General features: G+C 44.6%; 13 protein-coding genes. All 13 read right to left on the bottom strand.

The annotated features are described in order from the left end of the window. Positions 1-348, bottom strand: a 348-nt coding sequence (locus tag F6K20_RS04195; RefSeq protein WP_287293869.1) for a class I SAM-dependent DNA methyltransferase, incomplete at its 3' end; no start/stop codon positions are given. 51 nt (positions 349-399) lie between these two features. Next, positions 400-1,311, bottom strand: coding sequence for a phytanoyl-CoA dioxygenase family protein (locus F6K20_RS04200; RefSeq protein WP_008180863.1), 912 nt, complete (start codon positions 1,309-1,311; stop codon positions 400-402). A 136-nt stretch (positions 1,312-1,447) separates the two neighbouring features. Further along, on the bottom strand, positions 1,448-2,857 hold the full coding sequence (locus F6K20_RS04205) for a flavocytochrome c (protein WP_287293871.1): 1,410 nt from the start codon (positions 2,855-2,857) through the stop codon (positions 1,448-1,450). Positions 2,858-2,872: 15 nt separating this feature from the next. Beyond that, positions 2,873-3,262, bottom strand: a complete 390-nt coding sequence (locus F6K20_RS04210) for a pyridoxal phosphate-dependent aminotransferase family protein (protein ID WP_008180867.1) — start codon at positions 3,260-3,262, stop codon at positions 2,873-2,875. Positions 3,263-3,514: 252 nt separating this feature from the next. Beyond that, positions 3,515-4,186, bottom strand: coding sequence for an HAD-IA family hydrolase (locus tag F6K20_RS04215; RefSeq protein WP_008180869.1), 672 nt, complete (start codon positions 4,184-4,186; stop codon positions 3,515-3,517). Positions 4,187-4,260: 74 nt separating this feature from the next. After that, a complete protein-coding gene (gene queG, locus F6K20_RS04220; protein WP_287293873.1) occupies positions 4,261-5,214 on the bottom strand; it encodes a tRNA epoxyqueuosine(34) reductase QueG in 954 nt (317 codons plus the stop codon). A gap of 66 nt (positions 5,215-5,280) precedes the next feature. Beyond that, on the bottom strand, positions 5,281-6,024 hold the full coding sequence (locus F6K20_RS04225) for a Stp1/IreP family PP2C-type Ser/Thr phosphatase (RefSeq protein ID WP_287293875.1): 744 nt from the start codon (positions 6,022-6,024) through the stop codon (positions 5,281-5,283). A gap of 294 nt (positions 6,025-6,318) precedes the next feature. Next, positions 6,319-8,022: an ABC1 kinase family protein gene (locus tag F6K20_RS04230; RefSeq protein ID WP_229414387.1), complete on the bottom strand. Its 1,704-nt coding sequence runs from the start codon at positions 8,020-8,022 to the stop codon at positions 6,319-6,321. Between the two features lie 169 nt (positions 8,023-8,191). Then, positions 8,192-8,548 carry a DUF6825 family protein gene (locus F6K20_RS04235; protein ID WP_287249223.1) on the bottom strand — a complete coding sequence of 119 codons (357 nt, stop codon included), beginning with the start codon at positions 8,546-8,548 and terminating at the stop codon, positions 8,192-8,194. A 292-nt stretch (positions 8,549-8,840) separates the two neighbouring features. After that, complete coding sequence (locus tag F6K20_RS04240; protein WP_287293877.1) at positions 8,841-10,130, bottom strand: serine/threonine protein kinase; 1,290 nt, start codon at positions 10,128-10,130, stop codon at positions 8,841-8,843. A gap of 179 nt (positions 10,131-10,309) precedes the next feature. After that, positions 10,310-14,404, bottom strand: a complete 4,095-nt coding sequence (locus F6K20_RS04245) for a CHAT domain-containing protein (protein WP_287293879.1) — start codon at positions 14,402-14,404, stop codon at positions 10,310-10,312. Positions 14,405-14,587: 183 nt separating this feature from the next. Further along, positions 14,588-16,015: a glycogen synthase GlgA gene (gene glgA, locus F6K20_RS04250; protein ID WP_008180891.1), complete on the bottom strand. Its 1,428-nt coding sequence runs from the start codon at positions 16,013-16,015 to the stop codon at positions 14,588-14,590. 323 nt (positions 16,016-16,338) lie between these two features. After that, the gene (hemC, locus tag F6K20_RS04255; RefSeq protein ID WP_008180892.1) at positions 16,339-17,307 is read right to left on the bottom strand and encodes a hydroxymethylbilane synthase; all 969 of its coding nucleotides are present in this window, start codon (positions 17,305-17,307) and stop codon (positions 16,339-16,341) included. Positions 17,308-17,973: the final 666 nt, after the last annotated feature.

The raw sequence follows: 17,973 nt of genomic DNA on the forward strand, positions 1-17,973 counted from the left end.
TCCACAGCAGAGGGTTAGGTCATACTGTCCATGCAGAAAAAATGGCAGTGGATGGTTTAAATCAACTGCTCCAGTTTTATGGGCTTCTACAATCATGCCCTGGGATAAATCTGTCCCATCAATATGCCGAAAACCCTGCTCCTGTAAGCCTTTGCCAACCAACCCTGAGCCGCATCCCACATCAATGACCTTAAAATCAGGATTTGTTGGATTGATCAACACTTTGCCACTGTTGACTATTTCCATCAGATAACGAACGATGTATTCTGGCCCATCGTAGTTTCTGGCTGCAACATCTCGGTTGTAGTCCGGTGCCCATTGATCATAGCGTTCTTGGTGAGTCTGCATAACGGTAGACCTGCTTATCTAGAGAACAATCAAAATTGGTATCAAACATCCCTATTGCTTAACTGGGATCAGTCTTTGAGCTTTTGTCGTATTAAACAATGGACTCTCCATAATCAATTCACCCTCTTCCTTACAGACATCTAGGGCAAAAGTAGTGAAAAAGCCGTAGCCCAAAATGTCGATAAAGGGTTTAAGTTTTTGAACCCTATCTAAATCATAGGTTGAATCTGCTGCGATAAATCTCATCACAAAGGCTCTTCTCCTATTAATGGGACCCTCGGTCAATAGACAAGTCCGATGCATCACCTCCTTGTCAAACAAAAGTGCATCGCCTAATTCAAAGTCATCCGTTTCAGCCTGAGTTCTGAGAATTGTATCAACCTCAGGTGAGTTAACCATCAAAGATTCTAAACGCCCCATTTCCTCTTTCGATGGAGCTGCATCTTGTGCTTGCAAGCCTTGTACATAAGAAGAAAGGATTAATGCATAGTCATAAAGAAATCTTCCAGAAAATTTTTCCTTTGAGACATAGCTCATCCCTCCTGCTTGTGCATTTGTATCTATCTTGGTTAAGGGAATCCAAAGGGTACAGCCAAAATCTTCTAATTGCTGGCAGGCAAAACTCAACATATCGGCGTGCCACTCGAATCCTGAATTGGTGTTTTTCTCTATTTCATAGGCCATGTGTTGAGTAGAGAATAACGAGCATTCGCAAAGCTTCGCGAATGTTGATTGAAATAGAGGATGCTGAATTATTTCGATATCTTCATTGTTTTCCATATCAAATTTATACTTTGAAAATGCATCTTCATAGGCTATTTTTGCATCTTCAAGCTCCTGTGATAAGATTCCATCAAGACATTTTATTGCCTCTGGTGCAAGAAAACCTTTCAGCTTGACAAATCCTTTTTTTTTAAAATTGGCAATATCTTGCTCTGTTAATTTGAAGGATGAAGAAATCATTTTTGGTTCTGTTTAAATTCAAAAAAAACCATCAATATCTTACAAAGATTGAGAGGAAAAGTCAATCATTTTTACCATTAGGTAAAGTTAATTATTATTACGATTGAAAAATGGATCTGATTGGTCACTGAGGCTTCTAGGAAGGGACTTGAGTGTGGCTTGCAGCTTCTCTACCCGCGATTCGCCCAAAAACCAGACATTCCGTGATGGCACACCCCCCTAGACGGCAGGCTCCGTGAATACCGCCTGTGACTTCTCCTGCGGCATACAGCCCGATAATCGGGCGATCGCCTTTCCCCAGAACCCGCCCGCGAACATCAATTTTAAGGCCTCCCATAGTGTAATGCACTTTAGGCCATAATCGAACGCCATAAAAGGGGGAACTCAAGGGCTTGGCATAATCCCGTATAAATTTACCAAACTCTGGGTCTTGATGCTGTTCCACAAAGGAGTTATATCGACTGATGGTTTGGTTGAGTTTCTCTAAGGGAATCTGATACGTGCTTGCTAAAGACGATAGGGTCTCAAATTTTTTCACCACGCCTCGATCTAAATCAGGTTCGATCTCAATGCCAGAATTTTGCATTCCCGCAGTATCCGCAATACCAATACAAGGATGACCAATTTCTAACCACTTATCTGTCCACCTTTTGCGATCAGCGAGTTCATTAATAAAGCGTTTTCCAGTAGCCGGATCAACCGCTAATCCATAGGCTAGCACCGTATAGCTAGCAAAGAGTGGAGCAATGCCATAGCCTGTTTCATCTGGAGAGACCCAGGGAGCAAGCTGAATCTGATCCAAATCGAGGCACTGGGCACCAATTCTGATGGCTTCTACCAAGGCTTCTGCGCTGGTATTGGGGACATTGGTGTGATCCAGATTGGGGGGGAGATGGGGAGCGTATTGCTGCCGAAAACCGGTATCTCCGGAGAAGCCCCCTGTTGCTAAAACGACTCCCTGGTTAACGTTAATCTGCTGGATCGGAGCTGATGGCTTGGTTGTTTGCACTTCTACTCCTGTGAGGATCGGATGGGTATCTCTCTGGGAGTTTACCAGTAATTTGCTCAGGCGAGTTTGGGTTCTAATTTCGACCCCGAGTTGCTTGGCTTTAGTCAACAGTGCAGTGATCATGGCGGCACCTGACACGTCTTCTGGTGTGTGGTTGCGAGGTACAGAGTGGCCACCATACTGATCCACTCGATCCTTGAATTTCACACCAAGTTCATTCGTGAGCCACTCAAAAGTGGGGTAGGATTGCTCGATCACCTGTTGAACCAAGCGCGGATTGTTTCTCTGTTGTCCTGCCTGGCACATATCTGATTTCAACAGGCTGAAAGAGTCTTGGATGCCTTCTCTGGCTTGAATCGGAGAACCCACAACGGTCACAGTTCCTCCACTAACAACTGAGTTACCGCCGAGGCTGTTTTCCTTCTCCAAGACAATGACTGATGCGCCAGCTTGGGACGCGGAGATCGCCGCACTCAGACCAGCAAAGCCACTCCCTACCACTACAACATCAGCGATCGCGTTACTAGTATCAGCCATATCATTCACTTGCTCTCAATATATGACTTTTGCCCAAGGTTTTGCTCCATGACTTGCATTGACTGCCGCACTCTTTCTGCCTGGCTGCTGTAGGGATAGTTCTGATTCCAGCACATAGCCTGCTAGCCGGGTTAAACCGGTTTCAATTTGATGGGCAGGGCAGGCAAAATTTAATCGTAAAAAGGCATGATCGTGCTCATGAAAATCAATGCCAGGAGTGGAACTCAGAGCATAATTCTGAGCCAGATGCAGCGATAATTCCATGGCATCTTGTTCTGCCTCTGCCACATCTACTAGCGCAAAAAAGCCAGCTTGAGGGTGAGTTCGCAGTTTTAATCCAAGGCGTTTGGCTGTGCGCTCAAACAGCAACCAATTGTAGCGCAACAGATATCGGTGTTTGCTCACCAATTCATCCCAGTGTTGTATCAGGTTCTCCGCAATCAGTTGGCTGGGTCAAAATGCAAGCACAGTAAGCTTTTAGGGATTGATAGTACACCTGTATGGGGTAACTTCAGTCTTGACAGGACTTGATTTACTCGCGGTGGGATTTTCATCCCTGGCTGACTATGGTTAGTAGTGCAAGATGTGATTTAAAATTGGCTGATATCAAATTATCATTGGTAAATTAACAAGTAATAAGTAACCAGTAAATAATTACTAATAACAAAATACTTTTGATTTAACTTTTGAGTTATCTAAATTAGATACTACTTCAGATAACTCCTGGGGTTCGTCGATCAAAAAATCGGGTTGATATTGAGCTAGGGCTTCTTTATAATTAAATCCCCAACTCACAGCAACTACTTTAATAGTATTTTTATTAGCTGCCTCAATATCCCTAGTTTCATCTCCGACATAGATCACATCAGCAGGATTTAAATTATGTTTTTTGAGGAATTTACGAATAACTTTTTCTTTCCCCAATATGGGACTCCCTGAGTCAACAAAATCAAAAAGCTTTACCCAAGAATTATGGGTCAGAAAAAGGTTAACGTTTTCTGCCGAGTTAGATGTCAATATCCCTAATTGGTAACCTTCAGATTTTAAATCATTTAAAACGTCAATTATTCCAGGAATAGGAGTTAAACTTTGAATATCTTGGCGTAATAGTTTTTGCACCTTTTTTAACAAAAACGGTATTTTAAACCTCGAAATACCCGATTGCTTAATAATTTCCCTAGAGCTTAAATGTCTAATTTGCTCCAATTTTTCAGCTGATGTGGGCTGATATCCAAATTCTCCCGCTAAGCTATTACTAATCTTGACAATGGCAGTAAGGGTATCAGCCAGAGTCCCATCAAAATCAAAAAGAATTACTTTTACACTCATTGAGCAATTAACAATTAACAATTCGCAATTCGCAATTCGCAATTCGCCACCCAAGTAATCAATGACTAGTCAGACTAGTCAACGGATTTTTGAGATGCATCAATATTAGCTTGGGCATTGCGCCGTAGCATATTTGGCTTAATACGCCGCAGCGCCGAAGCTGGAAACCGTCGATTCCACTCCTGATCAGATATAGTAGCTAATTCTGTGAGTCGAGGAGCCACATTCCAAGGGTAGGGCTGAAACTCTACCACATCAGTTTCTTTAGCAAAACGTTGGTTCCAGGGGCAAACATCCTGACAGATGTCACAACCAGCAACCCAGCCTTCTAAATGGGGTTTAATCGATTCCGGCAAGTTTGCAGCCCGATTCTCAATGGTATGATAGGCGATGCAGCGGTTGGCATCAACGACAAACGGTTTGGTAATAGCACCCGTTGGACAGGCTTGAATACAGCGGGTACAGCTACCACAGTGTGAAGTGTGAGGGGTATCTGGGGTCAAGGCTAGGTTAGTCAACACTTCCCCTAAAAATACCCAACTGCCATACTCCCGCGTAATTACATTACCATTTTTAGCAATCCAACCAATACCGGAGCGCTGCGCCCAGACTTTATCTTGTACTGGCCCTGTATCAGCATAGTAACGCACCTGGATTTCTTCTGCTTGTGCTTGTAACCAAAAGGTCAATTGTTTCAATTTTTTATGCATGACCTTATGGTAATCTCTGCCCCAACCGTAACGGGAGATTTTGCCATACTCAGGGCTTTCGGGACGTTGGTGAGGGGTGTAGTAGTTGAGAGCAACACAAATTACCGACTTCACCTCTGGCATACAGGCACGAATATCCAAGCGTCGAGGATTTGCCATCCAAGCCATGTCTGCTTGATACCCTAACCCTAGCCAAGCGTTCAAGTTTTGCTCTGCTGAGTCATGATGATCAACATCCACAGCTGCAATTCCTACCTTATGAAAGCCTACCGAGCGAGCTTTCTGTTTTACCTCAGTGCTAGTAACTGGTATATCCAACAGCTGTATTTACCAAGTAACTCTACCTCTAGGGTGTGTTAATAAGGCACCTTCACCGAACACCGCTCATCCAACAGTTTTCATCCTTTCCCCAATCTCTACTATAACCACAGTAATGTTATCCCTACCGCCTTGGTCTTTAGCCGCTTCAACCAGGATAACCAGAGCCTGATCAATACTTGAACTCTCTTGGAGAGAGGAAGCAATCAATTCATCGGAAAGTTCTTCGGTAAGTCCATCGCTACAAAGCAAAAGGCGATCGCATAATTTAACCTCTATCGGATAGACATCGACTTTAGGTAAATCCTTTCTGCCTAGACATTGAGACAGAACATGACGCCAGGGATGCATCCGAGCCTGTTTAGCTGTCAGTTCTCCCAACTTAACGGCTCTGGCTACCCAGGTGTGGTCTTCTGTAATCTTCTCTAACTTAGAATTTCGGAACCGATAGAGGCGAGAATCTCCTACATGAGAAAACCAACACTGGTCTTGACGGAACATCACCACTACGGCAGTGGTTCCCATATCTGACCGTTCTGGATGAGTTTGCTGATCGTTGAGGATAGCCTGATTGGCTTGATAGATCGCTTGTTCTAGTAACTCATCAGAAGGGGTTTGAGAGTTCCAATCCTTATTCAAATAAGTCTTAATCGCCTCAGTGGCGATTTTACTTGCCTCTTGTCCACCGGCATGACCACCCATGCCGTCGGCAACAATAAAGAAGCGACCGTCCGGGTCTATGTAGTAGTCATCTTGGTTAACTGTACGTAGTAAGCCCGGATCTGTAATACCGGCGAAGCAACTTTTCATCACATCGGTTGTTTACTGGCTTGATGCTTTAGACATCTCCAGAAACTCGGTTTTGACCCAGGCAGTGCAAGGGTTTGAGGTTAATTTTTGGAGATGTCTTTTCTGCTCGTCCGTGAGCTTCAGTTTGGTTTTGATGGATAGAAGCATAATTATTATCGACCTAATTCAGTTTAATTAAGGAAATGTCCAAAGATGTCCGGATAAATGCCGAAATATCCAACGATTTAGCCTCCTAGTACTTGCTAGTACAGTGGATAGATCGTGGAATAAGGAGTTATTACGACTTTACAACAACTACAACATCCGATCAAACCGGTCAAGCCGTCGGAGCAACCTAATTAAGGCAAATCCTAACATAGCTGCCACCAAAACGACTACCAAGGCTAGTACAACATTACCATTGACAAATAAAATAGTAGCCGAAAGGGTGAACGCACTGATTAATAAAGTATAGTTGGTTCCCAACTGAATACCACTCAGCCGTCGTAAAACCCGGTCTGATTCAATAGAGCGCACTCGAATGCGCAGGTCTCCTCTTTCTAATTTATCAATAGTACTTTCAATGCGCTGGGGCAAACCTAATGCTGTACTACTCATCTGTGCGGCTTGGCGTCCCAGTTCATTAATAAAGCTATTGTTGTCAGGAGTGTTGCCGTTGGTCATAATCTCTAGTGCGAAGGGTTTTGCAACTTCCATAAAATTAAATTCGGGGTCTAAGCCTTTACCCACTCCTTCCAGTGTAGAAAAGGCTCGCATCACAAATGTGAACGTTGCTGGGAATCGAAAAGGCTGGCCATAAGCAATTTCGTAGAGGTCATCGCTGATGTTACTGACCGATTGCTCCTCAAAGGGCTTATCCATGAAATTATCCAGCATGTACTGAACTGAGCGCCTTACCGGTCCCATATCACTCACTGGTGAGAGCGCACCCAATTCAATTAGGGAAGTCACCACTCGGTCGCCGTCTTTTTGGGCAATGCCAAACAGGGTTTCCATCAGTTGCTCGCGCACATTGGCCTTAATCTGCCCCATCATGCCAAAGTCGTAAAATATCAGGGAACCTTGATGACTAACCGCAATATTTCCCGGATGGGGGTCAGCATGGAAGAAGCCATCATTTAGCAACTGCTGTAGGTAAGCTTCTGCGCCCAGACGAGCGATTAATTTGCGGTCTAGACCAGCTGCTTCTAGAGCTTCGTAACTACTAATCTTAATCCCTGGTAAAAATTCTAGGGTCAAAACTCGTGATGAGGTATAGCGCCAGTAGACACGGGGTACCTTCACCCAGTCATAGCTGCGGAAGTTGCGCCGAAATGTATCTGCATTTCGACCTTCATTGAGATAATCAATTTCTTGCCAAAGAATGCGACAGCACTCTTCATAAATCCCGCTCCAGTCCCGACCACGCCCCCAGTCTGGATGGTTTTGAAAGTAATAGGCGATCCCCTTGAGAATTTGTAAATCAATGGTAAACAGTTTTTTTAAGCCTGGTCTTTGGACCTTAATCGCTACCTCTTCACCACTGCGAAGTTGAGCTTTGTGAACTTGCCCTAAGCTAGCCGCCGCCAGAGGAATTGGGTCAAAACCACTGAACAGTTCCTTGATGGGCTTGCCTAAATCTTCCTGGATGATCTGCTCAACTTGCTCGTAACTAAAGGCAGGAACCCGGTCTTGTAGTTTGCTAAGTTCTTCTACGTACTCACTGGGGAATAAATCGGCACGAGTGGAGAATAACTGTCCAACTTTGATAAACGTTGGTCCGAGATCTAAGAATGTATCTCGAATCCAGATAGCTTGTGTTTTGCGTCTATATGCCTGCTTTTGCTCCGTATATCCTCCCCGATAACTCCAAGGTTTCCCATCAAGCCACAACCCAGTCATGAGGGTCAAAACAAAACGCCAAATATCAATAAAACGCCTTTGACGGGAGTAATTTTCTTGATTCCACCGATAAGCTTTTTCGCTGTATGGCTTACCTATAGAACTTTGGCTAGACACATTGCGTTCCTGATCTAGTGTAAGGTTAATAGAGTTTTGAGAAAGAGCAGACACTCGGATTTCTCTGTAAGGTTTTTATCAAAAAAATAGCAGGTTATTAAAAAAAGATTAAAAAGCCTCGAAACTACTCCCTTTTGTAAATAATTTAGGGCAGTAACGATTAATCTTATCAAGATTGCTTGCGATAGTTTTTTAATTCAGTACGCAAGCTGGCAATTTCTGCTCGCAGCTCATCAATCATCGCTTGCAGATCAGCTGGCTTGGATCCTGTTTTCCCTGTGTTACTACCTGTGTTACTACCTGTGTTACTACCTGTGTTACTAATAGTAGAATCAGCTGCTGCTCCGGCTTCCCGATTGGCACTTTCTATTACCTGATCGGTAAACTGCCGCAGTCGATCACGCTGCTCAGCATCAAACTTGCCTAACTCACTCAGGGCATTGGTCAGAGCATCCTCGAGCTGCCGATTAATGGCTTGAGCTGCAGCCCTACCCAGAAAAAAGGCATGAATTACAGAGTTACTCATTGATAAGTTTCTTTAGCTTACGTAACAAATTATAACGTACTTGCCCAGGATTATGAGTGAATTCAAATCTAGTTACTTGCCTCGTATATCCTCAGTTTGTCCAATCTGCCATGTCCTTTTAATTTAAAAATTTATTATTATATCACTTTATGTATTTAAATCTAACAGGACTTAGGAAGTAACTTTTCCTTAGTCGCCCTACTACTTATTAAGCGCGTTTGGTGGCCAGTGTGCTGTAAGTCCTGTACAAGTATGAATATGAATAAACCACCTTGATGAGGTTGAAGGTGTTTCAGAGTTGGGGTTCTGACAAAGGCCAATTGCTGCGAGGAGGGAAGGATTGATCGGTGTGGAAGATGGTAGAACCAGGTTCTTTTTGAGAGTTCATTCGCAGTGCGAAACCAAATCCTAATCCGGCTGAGGCGGCAAGAGCACCGGTCATCAGTAGGGCTTTCAGTGGGAATCCAGCTTTGGTAGTTTTGAGTTTTGAGGTTTGAGTTTTGAGCTTGGCGTGGACAGTTTTGAGAACAGCTAAGGTCTGAGTGCTCAGTTTTGAAGGCTGAGTGCTCAGTTTTGAAGTCTGAGTCTTCAGTTTTGAAGGCTGAGTGCTCAGTTTTGAGGGCTGAGTCTTCAGTTTTGAGGGCTGAGTCTTCAGTTTTGAGGGCTGAGTGCTGAGTTTTGGGGAAATTAATGACTTTTGCTGAGGACTCAGCACTTTCAATTGAGAACTGCTTTGAGGAACTTTCTCCTGAGTTGGCAGCAGCGATAACCAAGCTTCTACAGTTTGAGGACGTTGATTGGTGACCATGTGCAAGCCACGCCAGACTGCTTGTTTAACTACTGGAGTTAGGTTTTGTGGACATGGTGGTAAGTCCGGCAGGAAAAGAATATAGAAACCTTCCTGGGCATGCAATACTTCCCTGACTGGTGCGGGTAAGGGTGGGGTTCCAGTTAGCAAGCAGTAAAAGGTTGCGGTTAAAGAGTAGACATCGGTTGCCTGGGAAAGTTGCCCTTTAGAAATGTACTGTTCTGGGGCGCTATACCCAGCAGCAATTAAACTGGCGTGGGTTTGCCTGACTCCTAGGGTGAGTTGACTAGTAATCCCAAACTCACATAGCACTAGTTTATCGGTATCTTGACGCAGAATTATATTTTCCGGTCTAACATCTAGATGCAGCAAACCCTTTTGATGTAATATGCTAAGGGCATCGCCAATTTGACGAATGTATGCAATAGCTTGAGCTTCTGGAACCAAATTGGCTTGGATGAGTTCAGCTAACGTCTGCCCCGGAATATATTCCATGACTAGGTAAGGTCGTCCGGCAGCTTCAAAGGATTCGATTACCCTGACTAAATGCTGATGCTGACAGCCGCTCCAGAGCCTACCAAGGGCAATAAATTGCCGCTTGAACTGGTCACCATGGGGATGGTGGCACAGATTGTCGCTGAGGGTTTTGATCACCACGGTTTGACCAGACTCAGCGTTGATAGCTAGGTAGGTTATGCTAAAGACACCTTTGCCGAGCTGGCTATGAAGAACATATTTGCCGTTGTGCAAGACTGTGCCTGCCTTTAAGTCCATGAAAGTTCAGTTCAACTCCCACCTATGCTAACCTTAAGTGGTGCAGAATGGTTGACACGCCCTAGGTTTCGTTCCTCGTTTTTTGAGCAATCTTGGATCAAGGAAAAACCAGGATAACTATCAGCTAAATTATTCAGCTTCATTATTCTATGCTAGGAGTCGTTAATCAGGAGCAAAGATTACCAAGGGTTCCCAATTAGGGTAAAAGCGCTCCAATAGTAGGGATGTCGTAACTCCACATCTGGCAACTTGGCTAAGGCTGGTGGTAAAGGAAAACTGCCCTGATCCGTTACCAACTGCCCTCTCTCCAGACGGACTGTACCCCTGAGCAGATTTAACTGAGCTTTCCGTATCGCCTCGGCTTTCACTGGGACTTCCTGTAATTTTTCGTAAAACGTTGTCATTAGCCCCAGGGTACCCTCATCGCTGACATACCAGAGACTTCCCAATGCGGACTTGACCCCCGCTAGCACTGCTAGACCGGCAAATCCTAATTCGGCTTGCTCGTCTCCTAAGGCAGTACGACAGGCACTTAAGACCAACAACTCTACCTTAGGCTTACTTAAGCCTAGTTTATGGAGCTGGTTAAGTTGCAGCTTGGTATCCCACAGCTGGATGTAGGAATTACTGGGCTTACCGGCTAGGAATTCACTATGGGTAGCCAAATGAACGATACCAAAGGGTTGTGAGGCACGAGCTTTTCTCAAATTTGCTACGGTGAACGCTTCGTTAAGTAATGCCTTTCCTGACCAGAGTTTTTCTGTAACCATCGATAACTCTACAGGAACGGCTGGTAATGGGTTTTTGTTCTTAAAGTAGGATGCTCCCATGGCCAAGACTTGAAATTTCCTAATGTCTACATAGTTCATGTTGGTTAATGATAGAGTTGGCATTAAACCAAGGCTATATCGTTCTACAATAAAACCAGTGCCATCATGGAGTGCTGCCATGGGTAAGGAGCGCAAACCAACGTCCATGATAAAGGCAAGATTATTTATTTTTTGGGCTTTTAGCTCCTGCTCTACCGGACTAATCAACCAACGATACAACTGCTGAGCCAAGGGTAGGTAGACATTTGCGCTTTCGAAATTGGTGATACTCTTTTGGAATTCCCGAGCAACAGAGAGAACTTGCGATCGCGTTGCTCCCTGCACCTGTTTTCTAATTACTGTTCCCGAAGCCGTAACGACTAGTAATTCGAGCTGTGTATCGAGATTTTCTTCCCAGTGTGACCTAGTCTTTTGCCGATTTTCCGTTGTCTCTCGTTCCGGTTTGGTTGACGTCAATCCCTTGGAATTAAATGGCTTTCCCTTGGTAGTTTCCGCTTTAAATCCCGGTTTAAAGAACAGGTAAATTAGGGCAGGTTTGAGTCCAGTAATAGTTTCAATTTTGCCTAGGTGGGCTTGGGCTTCTTCCAGGGTAACTATGGGAGTTTTGCTAATGCCTAGATGTTTTTCAAACGCATAGGTGAAGCCTCCCTCAAGTTGTTTAACATCAGCTTCTGCTTCTAGGGTAGAGTTAGATAATTTCCTGGTAACTAGCCGTGGTTCCGATTGTGCCGGGGATTGACTACTATTAGTATTAGGAATCTCTGCTTCTAGGGTAGAGTTAGATAATTTCCTGGTAACTAGCCGTGGTTCCGATTGTGCCAGGGATTGACTACTATTAGTATTAGGAATCTCTACTTCTAGATTAGAGTTAGATAATTTCCTGGTAACTAGCTGTGGGTCCGATTGTTCCAGGGATTGAATACTATTAGTATTAGGAATTTCTGCTATAGGATTTGTTTCTATTGGATTGAAATTCATTTTGTTTAAATTCAGATCAGCTTCTCTTTTAGTAGACTGCTCTTCTATTTCATTGGAGTCGGTTTGAGTTGGCCTATTGGAATTTGGAATCAAATTGGTAGCCATTGCTTGACCTTGGCTAGTCAAATTTGAAGATGGCTCCCCAGTCTTAATTTCTATATCACCTGAATCTGAGATCGTCGAAGTCAAAAAGGATCCTGGGGGAAGAATGGTAGAATCACCTGTAGAAATAGCTCTCTCTGTACCATTAGTACTGCTATTTCCCACCTCAAAGGGGGTTTGCCCGTTTCCCCCATGACCGATGGTGATTTTTCCTCCACCATCTCCCCCAACTGTAGCAATGCTCACTGCTGTTTCTTTGCCCTCGATTAAGGTATTAAAGGTATCAGTGGCTGTAAACATATCTTCTGTGGTAATTTCCACATTCCCGCCTTTGCGATCGCTACCACCTTGGGCATTGATCCAGCTAACCTGAATATTACCGCCATCGAGGGTAACATCCCCTCCCTTGCCAACTGTTGCTGATGAGTTAAGCTCTTCCGTGCTCAGAGTCTCAGACGCTGTGATTGTAATCGCTCCACCATCTGTGTTGATATCACCTACAGTGACATTAACGCCATCAATGGTGATCTCTCTACCCAAAGTAGTGATCGATTGGGTAGGATCCATTGAAAAATCCCCACCGTCAATGCCATCAGCATTAGCAGTAAACTTTAGGGATAGGGGATTAGCACCACTAACCCCTTGATCAGAGAAGTTCAGAGAGACGTTAGGGGCAATGGTAATATCATTACTAGCGTTGAGAACAATGTTGCCCAAGACTTGTTCTAGGGCATTCGCGCTAAGGCCAGGTGTCCCCCCATCCCCGGACAAAATTTCCATCACATCAAAACCAAGGGGATTATCCCCTAGCTGCTGACCAGCAATCCCTGTCCCAGGTACAATAGTAATGTTATTGTGGTCGAATGTAATCGTGCCGTTTTGACCAACAGGGGCGGTGAGATCAACTTTTTTGCCATCAAAGATTAAAGTCTGTTGGCTAGATATCTCAACTGTCCCACCATCTGGTGTTTTATCACTTCCGGCCTGTGAAGTTTGCTCTTGAGCGCCACGGGCAGTAATATCCCCGTAGAATGCTGTAGTTTCCTCTGACCAGACAGTAACTCGACCTCCGTCTCTATCTGCCGCTTGTCCATCAACCTTAATCACGGAATCACGGCTGACAAAGGTGCGATTGGCATTTAATTTCACATTGTCTGGATTGTCTTGGGGGTTCTTCCCAATCCACACCTGGCCACCATTACTACCGGAAGAGTTAATCGTGGCATCAATTAGAGCAATGCGATCGCCTAATACTGTTACACTGCGTCGCCTAAGTTCTTGGTTGGAAACATCTAGGGTACCGGACACAATGGTTGTTCCTGTCTCAGTGGGAACTATGGTGCCAGAATCCGTCAGCTGTACTGTTCCATTGGAATTGGCACTGAGTCCGGTCTCAACGCCTTGGGCTGGTCCTGTGAGTAGCTCTGGTATATCTAGTGCGGTAATTAATGGTTGCCCATCTAGTGTACGAGGGGGGTCAATCTCTAGATTCAACAAATTTCCAGATTGAGAAATCTTAACCAAACTTTGCCCTGGTACAGCAGCGATAGTAATATTGCCTCCCGGTGCGTTCAGTTGCCCAGTGTTAATCACACTACCCCCGATCAAGGCGATCCGTTGATTGTCTGGCACTTCCAGGTCACCAGCGTTAATGATACTTCCAGGTTGGGCTAAATCAAAGGCAAAGCTAGTGGGCTCACCAATTAAGTCCTGGTACCTCTTATTGTCACCAAAGGCATCAAACCAATTCCCGTCCTCAAAGCCAATCCCAGTTGCTGTGGTTGCTGTAAAGGAAGCAGGGACATTCAGTCGAGCATCAGCCCCAAAAATAATCCCTGCTGGGTTCATTAAGTATAAGTTAGGGCTCCCATTACCGCTTATGATTTGAATTAGACCATTAATAATTGAGGGATTACCGCCTACGACTCGCCCCAAAATATTCCTAACCTGGGGATTATTAGGGATAAAATTGGCAATCTGACCGGAATCGAGTCCAAATTCCTCAAAACTGTGGAACAGATTCGGTTGATTGCTATTAGAGAGGCTACCACCAGTGATCTCGAAGCTTTGACCATTAGGAGTTACAATTGTCCCTGCACTGTCTTCTGCTGAAGTGATTTGTGCTATTGCTGGTAGCCCACTTGGGGAGAGCAACATGGCTACCCCCCAGGGCATGACTTGAGCTAGAGATAAGCGGTTGAGGAATGAAGGAGAGATTTTTCCCTTAGAGCCTTGAGGGGGGAAAATCTTGCCCTCTAGGGGACTGCACCGCCCTTGGTACTTAGAATTGCTGGGCTTGGGTCTTACTACCGGTTTCCCCATAATCTTCATAGCAACCCCTAACGTTCTCTGTCTATTAGTCATGCAGTGTAGTGTTCATGCACCTAGTTGGAAACAGCTGTAGCACCGATCCACTAGGGTAAGGCCATGGTAATTTTACTAATTTAAAACTAAAATAGCCATGGTAAAATAGCCATGGTAGGATAGCCATCCTTAGTGATCACTGATCACAGTAACAGAATAGGTGTAACTTATGGGATATTCTGTCTAGCTGACAACAGCTAAATGGTTGTCTTGTGGTACCTGCTGAGGTGCTTCTGCAGGTAATCCTACAATATCTTGGTACATATTGATATATTCCCTGGCTGACTTCTCCCAACTAAAGTCTTGGCTCATAGCTCGTTGCTGCAAACTCCGCCATTCTTTCTTGTAGCGGAAACCTTCCCAAGCCCGAACCATACAAGTATATAAATCTAACGGTTCGTAGCGGTCAAAGCAGTAACCCGTTCCAGTTTGGTTGATAGGATCATGGTGGGAAACCGTATCCACCAAACCGCCAGTACGTCGTACAATGGGAATACAGCCGTAACCCATGGCCAGCATTTGGCTAATCCCACAGGGTTCAAAGCGGGAAGGCATTAAGAATACATCACTACCAGCATAGATCCGTCGAGCTAGAGGATCGTTATAGAGGATTTGAGCAGACATTCGTCCTGGATAGCGGGATGCGATTTCCCACAGTTGGGTTTCATAGTAGCGCTCTCCCGTACCTAGGACTAAAAATTGACAATCGGTGTAAGCTAGGAAACCCTGTAAAACTTGCACGAGCAGGTCAATCCCTTTCTGTTCCACTAAGCGGGAAACCATACTGATCAGACAGGTATCGGGATTGATGGCTAAGCCGACTTCTTTCTGGAGGGCTACTTTGTTTTTGCTGCGGATGTCGAGAGTATCAGCGGTGAAGTTGTGAGGAATGTAGTTATCGGTTTCGGGATTGTAACTTTCTGTATCAATCCCATTGACAATTCCAACAGTTTTACCACTGATAAATGACAGCAAACCTTCTAAGGACTCACCGTATTCAGCAGTTTGAATTTGTTGAGCGTAGGTGGGAGAAACAGTATTTACCCGGTTAGCATACTGTACAGCTGCCGCCATAGTATTATGACCTTGCATATACCAGGGACACCAAGTCATTTCTTCTAAGCGCCAGCGCTGGGGGCCTTGATAAGCCAGGTTGTGAATTGTGAAAACTGTGCTGATATCTGATGATTGGTTCATCCAAACGGGAATCATGCCCGTGTGCCAATCATGACAGTGAATAACATCAGGCTTCCAGTAGTTCCAAGCAAACTCAGCTGCACCATTGGCAAATAGGGTGAATCGCCAGTCTTCATCATCTCCAGAGTAGATTTGGCGACCAGCAAAGGCAGCATGACCAAATAAATATAAGGGGACATCAGTCTTGGGTAGTAGGGTTTCAAACACATTGAAGTGTTGAAACATAGCATCACCGGACCAGACTGGTTCCTCTTGAATCTCCATTTTATCGGGCAAAAAGCCGTAGTAAGGCATGAAAATTCGGACATCCTGTCCCAATTGCCTCAAGGTTTTGGGTAATGATCCCACTACATCCCCCATACCGCCAATTTTCGCGATGGGAGCTGCTTCCGCCGCAACGAATAGAATCTTCATCTGTTAGTTGTAAATTATTGGTTGTTAGTGCCTAGGAAATAGCTGCAAGCTTGAAGGATGAAGTGCATTTGATCAAGCCTGAAACATGGAGCAGAACTTTTCAGGAATTGACCTTGAACTCCTATCAGACTTGATCGAAGAACCTTCAGCTTTCCGGCTATCAAGGCTTACTGTAGCCTGAGCAAAAATTCTACGGGAAAAGAAAAAGGCTATGGCTTAAAAAACCTTTTCCTTAGCCTTTTCCTACACTGAAAGCGGATCAGGAAAATTATAAAATCTATAACGCTTGGCACAGGAATTGAATTGACTTTTCAGCTATATTCCTATTCCCGCTCGATTTGAGCCAAAATTTCAGCCAAAATCTCTTGTGCTCCTTGTTTTTTGAGCTGTTCGGCAAGTTCGAGTCCCAAATTTTCTGCCTGACTCTGCTCCCCTTGAATGGTATCTTTGACAAGTTTTTGCCCATCCACACTAGCCACTATAGCTGTTAGGGTTAGGGTATTGCCTTCCAACTGAGTGTCTACACCGATGGGAACTTGACAGCCACCTTCGAGCGCCCTTAATAATGACCGTTCCGCGTAACAGCGTTGAGCAGTGGGGGGATGTGCGATCGCATTGAGCAGTTCTAAGACTTCTTGATCATCCTCACGGCATTCAATTCCCAAAGCCCCTTGTCCCACAGCATGGAGTGATATCTCTGGTGGTAAAATTTGGTGAATGCGATCGCTCATGTCCAGTCGTTTTAGCCCAGCTACTGCTAAAATTAGTGCATCGTAGTCACCAGCATCCAGTTTGGCCAGTCTGGTGTTTAGGTTACCTCTGACATCTTTAAAACTCAGATGGGGAAAATGGTAGCGCAGCTGAGCCAGCCGTCTGAGGGAGGAGGTTCCAATGATCGAGCCTTCTGGCAACGTTTCTATCTGTTTATCAAGGTGCTTTTGGTGCATTACTAAAGCATCGGCGGGGTTCTCCCGTTCTGTGACGCACCCTAACACTAACCCTTCTGGCAATCTGGTTGGCAAGTCTTTGAGGGAATGCACTGCAAAATCGATCTCATCCCTAAGCATTCCCAATTCCAGTTCCTTAGTGAATAACCCTTTATCCCCAATCTTAGATAAAGCCACATCCAGGATTTTATCTCCGTGGGTACTCATGGTCTGGACTTCAAACTCTCGATCTGGAAAATGCTTTTTCAGTTGCTCTTGTACCCAGTAAGTCTGAATCAGAGCAAGTTGGCTTTTCCGAGAACCGATGCGAATTGTCCGGGCAGGACTGGTAACGGTAGAGGTCATAGGGCTGTCAATTTCTACAAGGCAGATCAATTTACTTGTTCTAGACTACCGCAGAAGGTGACGTTTCCGTTTCCATTTCTGTAATTAGCTATTTGTCATTTGTCATTTGTCAAAAACTAAGGCGTAGTATATAGCATTTATCAAATAGGTGAGGTACACAAGTTTGAGATTTTAGGGAACTCGAATCCACCCTACCTTATTAAGGGTGGCAGGGAACTCAGAAGAGGGAACTTCGGATCAGGTAAAAAATCCTGTCTACCTCATTAATATGACAGCGGTATTCGCATCTTATTTTGAAATGCCTACTGGATATGAGAGTCATACGATTAGTATTTTTGCTTAGAAATTTTTAAATCTTTGTTAGGTGCGCTTTCCGGAGACGAAACCTTGAAGAGGGTCGCCTTATTACAAAAGTTTTAACCCTTTTACGTATAGCCAGTAACCCATAAAGGCGACCCTCTTCTTACGGTAACTTCGTTCCCGCATTAAGAATTTAATTCGCCACGGGTCGCACCTTTTGATGCAAAGCGCGAGTGGGGGAAACCACGGCAGTTGCTCATGGTTTGAACGCGCCCCGCGTCGGCAGGCCTTGAAGTTACCGTAAGAGAGGGTGGCCTTATTAAAAAATATTTAACCCTTTTCTGCATAACCTACTGACATTAAAGG

This window comes from Moorena sp. SIO2C4 (genome assembly GCF_010672485.1).
Classification (GTDB): domain Bacteria; phylum Cyanobacteriota; class Cyanobacteriia; order Cyanobacteriales; family Coleofasciculaceae; genus Moorena; species Moorena producens.